Origin of the sequence: Geobacillus sp. WSUCF1 (assembly GCF_000422025.1) — a bacterium.
GTDB lineage: Bacteria > Bacillota > Bacilli > Bacillales > Anoxybacillaceae > Geobacillus > Geobacillus zalihae.
Genome location: NZ_ATCO01000164.1, coordinates 1 through 4,145, shown reverse-complemented (window position 1 = coordinate 4,145; position 4,145 = coordinate 1). Strand labels below are relative to the sequence as shown.

At 54.6% G+C, this 4,145-nt stretch carries 4 protein-coding genes and 1 pseudogene; all 5 read left to right on the top strand.

The window, feature by feature from the left end; genetic code table 11:
* Nucleotides 1–351: 351 nt before the first annotated feature.
* The 5 genes and pseudogenes from glp (at nucleotide 352) to I656_RS02310 (ending at nucleotide 3,532) form a co-directional block, all read left to right on the top strand.
* Nucleotides 352–1,611, top strand: coding sequence for a gephyrin-like molybdotransferase Glp (gene glp, locus I656_RS02290; protein WP_033006496.1), 1,260 nt, complete (start codon nucleotides 352–354; stop codon nucleotides 1,609–1,611).
* Nucleotides 1,608–2,108, top strand: a complete 501-nt coding sequence (gene mobB / locus I656_RS02295) for a molybdopterin-guanine dinucleotide biosynthesis protein B (protein WP_015374130.1) — start codon at nucleotides 1,608–1,610, stop codon at nucleotides 2,106–2,108. Before glp ends, mobB begins: the two co-directional genes overlap by 4 nt.
* Complete coding sequence (locus I656_RS02300; RefSeq protein ID WP_020756424.1) at nucleotides 2,105–2,572, top strand: molybdenum cofactor biosynthesis protein MoaE; 468 nt, start codon at nucleotides 2,105–2,107, stop codon at nucleotides 2,570–2,572. The genes mobB and I656_RS02300 overlap by 4 nt, the downstream gene beginning before the upstream one ends.
* Nucleotides 2,569–2,799: a molybdopterin converting factor subunit 1 gene (gene moaD / locus I656_RS02305; RefSeq protein ID WP_011230277.1), complete on the top strand. Its 231-nt coding sequence runs from the start codon at nucleotides 2,569–2,571 to the stop codon at nucleotides 2,797–2,799. The genes I656_RS02300 and moaD overlap by 4 nt, the downstream gene beginning before the upstream one ends.
* A 5-nt stretch (nucleotides 2,800–2,804) precedes the next feature.
* Nucleotides 2,805–3,532: pseudogene (locus tag I656_RS02310) on the top strand (YwiC-like family protein).
* Nucleotides 3,533–4,145 lie beyond the last annotated feature (613 nt).

Here is a 4,145-nt window from a genome sequence, read left to right as displayed (position 1 = left end):
TATTTACGCTTGTGAGGGAAAATCAACAAATCAGTGATTTTTGCACATCTTTGTGCAGGAAACCGTATTGCTTGTCAAGTACATGTTGTGGTGAAGAGCCTATAAATTGTGAATGCGCTGCATAGAAGATGTGAACGGCCGAAAAAAGAGGAGGAGTCAGCATGTGGCTGCTGGCCAAGGCAAGCCGCTGGGAGGAAGAAAAAGATGATTTTGCAACATATTGATGATGCCAGCGTCGTTGATGAAAAATTGGCCAAAACCATTAAGCAGCTGCAAGATTGGAAATCATTGTGATAAAACGATAAAATGGGCTTAGTGAAGTGAATGAGGGAAAGAAAGGGGAGAACACCGTTGGTCGAAAGACGAACTCCCATTCCCGTAGCGGAAGCCATCGCCCGGGTGATGCGTTACGCTGGGAGAGGAGAAGAGGAGATCGTGCCGCTAAGGCAGTCGTACGGGCGCTATTTAGCCGAAGATTTGCTCGCCGATCATGACGTGCCGCCGTTTGACCGCTCGCCGTATGACGGATTTGCCATTCGCGCCGCGGATTCGGAAGGAGCGGGACTTGACCATCCGGTCGAGTTTGAAGTGATCGAAACGATTGGCGCCGGGCAAGTGGCGAAGCAGCCGGTCGGCCCGTTTCAAGCGGTGCGCCTGATGACCGGAGCGCAAATTCCGGAAGGGTGCGATGCCGTCGTCATGCTCGAGCTCGCCAAACAGTATGAGCGAGATGGAAAAACGTATATGTCGATTAAGCGCTCGTTCCGCCCTGGCGACAACATTTCATTTCAAGGGGAAGACGCGAAAAAAGGGCAGCTGCTTATCGAAAAAGGGACGCGCATCAATCCCGGGGTGGCGGCGCTCTTGGCGACGTTCGGCTACGCCGAAGTGAAGGTGGCGAAAAAGCCCCGGATTGGCATTTTTGCGACCGGCAGCGAACTGCTCGACGTCTCTGAACCGCTTGTGCCGGGAAAAATCCGCAACAGCAATGCTTACATGATCGAGGCGCAGGTGTTCAAAAGCGGCGCCGAGCCGGTTTATTTCGGTCAGCTTGCCGATGACCTGGACGCCTGCTTCGCCGCGGTGCGCGAGGCGCTCGATCAAGTGGACATGCTCATTACGACCGGCGGCGTCTCGGTCGGGGATTTCGATTATTTGCCCGCCATTTACGAGCGGCTCGGAGCGAACGTGTTGTTTAACAAAATCGCCATGCGCCCGGGAAGCGTGACGACCGTTGCGGAACGGGACGGCAAGCTGCTGTTCGGCTTATCCGGCAACCCGTCGGCGTGCTACGTCGGGTATGAGCTGTTTGTCCGCCCGGTCGTGCGCACGCGGCTGTTTTCGGCCAAGCCGTATTTGAAAAAAGCGAAAGCCACCCTTGGCGCCGATTTTCCGAAGCCGAATCCGTTCACCCGCTTCGTGCGCAGCCGGGTCGAGGCGGTTGACGGTCGGCTTGTCGTGAAGCCGGTCGGCATGGACAAATCGAACATCGTCACTTCGCTCGCGGCAGCGAACGCCTTAATGGTGCTGCCGGGCGGAACGCGGGGGTTTGCGGCCGGCGATGAGGTCGACGTGTGGCTTTTGAATGACGATGAGGGATCAAGCGAATGAACGTCTGGCAAGTCGTCGGCTATAAACATAGCGGCAAGACGACGTTGATGGAAAAATGGGTGGCGGCCGCGGTCCGGGAAGGATGGCGCGTCGGGACGGTGAAGCATCACGGCCATGGCGGCGAACCCGCACGGCCCGAAGGCGTCGATTCCGTCCGCCACGAGCGGGCGGGGGCGTCGGCGACAGCGGTCGAAGGTGGCGGGCTGTTGCAGCTGCATCTCCGCCGTCCGCTATGGCGGCTGGATGACGTGTTGGCGCTTTATGCGCCGCTTCAGCTCGATCTCGTGTTGGTTGAAGGCTACAAACAAGAGCGGCATCCGAAAGTCGTGCTTGTGCGCTCCGCGAAAGATTGGGCGTCGCTCCAGCACCTCGCCGACATCCGCGCCGTCATCGCCTGGGAGCCGCTTCCCGAACCGCTGTCACACCCGGTGTTTTTGCTGGCGGACGATGATGAATATATTCCATGGCTCATAAATGAGGTGAGAACGCGAACATGACAGAACCGTTGTTTGTCATTACCGACCGGCCGATTTCGGTCGAGGATGTGATGAAAAAAGTGATGCGTCCGGAAGCGGGGGCGGTCGCTGTCTTTGCCGGCACGGTGCGCGAATGGACGAACGGCAAGCGGACGCTCTTTTTGCAATATGAGGCGTATGTGTCGATGGCCGAGAAAATACTCGCGCAAATCGGGGCGGAAATTGCGGAGAAATGGCCAGGGGCGAAAACCGCCATCACCCACCGGATCGGGCGGCTTAAGATCGGCGACATCGCCGTCGTCATCGCTGTTTCCTCGCCGCACCGCGCCGAAGCGTATGAGGCGAACCGCTATGCCATTGAGCGGATCAAACAAATCGTGCCGATTTGGAAAAAAGAGCAATGGGAGGACGGAAGCGCCTGGGTGGGCGACCAGCTTGAAACAACGGCGTATCCGTCCGGAAAACCGGAGGTGAAAGAGGAATGATCCGCCTTTTATTTTTCGCGCATTTAGGCGAACAAATCGGTGAGCGGGAAGTGATGTGGCCGCACGTTCCGGAAACGGTGAAACAACTGAAAGACGAAGTGGAAGAGCGCTATGGCGTCTCGCTCGGGCGCGTCATGACCGCGGTCAATGAGGAGTACGCCCGCGACGAGTCGCCGCTTCACGCCGGCGACACGGTCGCCTTTATTCCACCGGTAAGCGGAGGATGAGACGGATGGCGAACAAAAGCAAATGGGTGATGCCAAAACAACACGGCGCCTGGGCGATGCTCATCATCCCGTTTTGGCTCGGAGCGTACGCCGGTGGGCTTTCGCGGATTCACGCGCCGCTCTTTGTCGCCTGGCTTGCGCTCTATTTGGCAACGTATCCGCTCTTGATGGCGGTGAAAACGAAGCGGAAAGAGCCGTACGTGCCGCTGCCGTTCGCTATGGCGCCATCGCCGCGCCGGCCCTGGCCGTTTCCCTTTGGCAGCGGCCGACCCTTGTTCTCTTCGGATTGGCGATGATCCCGTTTTTCCTAGTAAACACCTACTACAGCAAGAAAAAGAATGAGCGCGCCTTTTGGAATGATGCAGCGGCCATCGCGGCGTTTTGCATCGGCGGCCTCGCCGCCTTTTACGCCGGACGCGGGGAATTGACGGTGGAGGCGTTCGAATTGGCCGCGTTTTCCTTCCTCTTTTTCATCGGCAGCACGTTTTACGTCAAAACGATGATTCGCGAAAAGAAAAACGAGCGGTACAAATGGCTGTCATGGGGCTACCACGCCTTGTTGATCATCGGCCTCATCGCCATTGACGAGCCGTTCGCTGTTTTGGCCTACGCCCCGAGCGTCATTCGCGCCGTCTACTTATACGGCAAGTCGCTGCCGATCATGAAACTCGGCATGCTGGAAATCGCCAACGCGGCGTACTTTTTCATCGCGATGATCGTGCTCTACTCTTGAGCGAACCCCAAACGGGAGGCATCCATGACCGTTTGGGGTTTTTTCTTTTGGTTAGGCGGTATTGCTTTTTCACTGCACAAGCATGATGTGAAATGGGCGTGAATTCCTTGTAACGGTTTTGCAAAGGGTCGTTTCAAAAGCCTACCTCTTCTTCTATGCTCGTTCTCAAATAAATAAAAATTAGAACATGTCGATTCACTTCAAGTAGACATTCGCTAAGTGTTCGGCTTCCCAGTGGTTCGCGTGGAAGTCACTCAACATGAGTGGGAAATCAATTGTTTTCAATTCTGGCAATCCTAGTGGTGTCGAAAGCCCTTACGAGACTTCCTTAATGTTGATTTCACCGCTAACATTATGGCCAGGATCTCGTCAGTGCTTTCTCTTTTGTCACTAAATCACAAAATTTGGTGATGAGCCAAAAAACAACTCGATAAAGCTTAAAAATCTTACTTTATGCGACAAAGAAACAAACAATTCAAATTTTTATTGACAATTTTAGTAAAGGCGAAATATAATCTAATTGTATCTCAAAGCGGGAACAAGGTGATTGAAATAACAGACCTAGAATTTCTTAAAAGATTAGAAACTTCTGTTCGGCTCTTCACCAAAAGTT